This window comes from Enterobacter sp. ENT03 (genome assembly GCF_019218745.1).
Classification (GTDB): Bacteria; Pseudomonadota; Gammaproteobacteria; order Enterobacterales; family Enterobacteriaceae; genus Enterobacter_D.
This window is the reverse complement of sequence record NZ_JAHUXA010000064.1, coordinates 1-255: the sequence shown is the minus strand read 5'-3', so window position 1 is coordinate 255 and position 255 is coordinate 1. Positions and strand designations below refer to the sequence as shown.

1 rRNA gene is annotated in these 255 nt (G+C 51.8%); it reads right to left on the bottom strand.

The window, feature by feature from the left end:
- Positions 1 to 255 (bottom strand): 23S ribosomal RNA (locus tag KW828_RS22220); the annotation flags it as partial.

The following is a 255-nucleotide window of genomic DNA, read 5'->3' as shown; positions in this document are numbered from 1 at the left end:
CATTGCACTAACCTCCTGATGTCCGACCAGGATTAGCTAACCTTCGTGCTCCTCCGTTACGCTTTAGGAGGAGACCGCCCCAGTCAAACTACCCACCAGACACTGTCCGCAACCCGGATTACGGGTCTACGTTAGAACACCAGCCATTAAAGGGTGGTATTTCAAGGTTGGCTCCACAAGAACTGGCGTCCTCGCTTCAAAGCCTCCCACCTATCCTACACATCAAGGACCAGTGTTCAGTGTCAAGCTATAGTA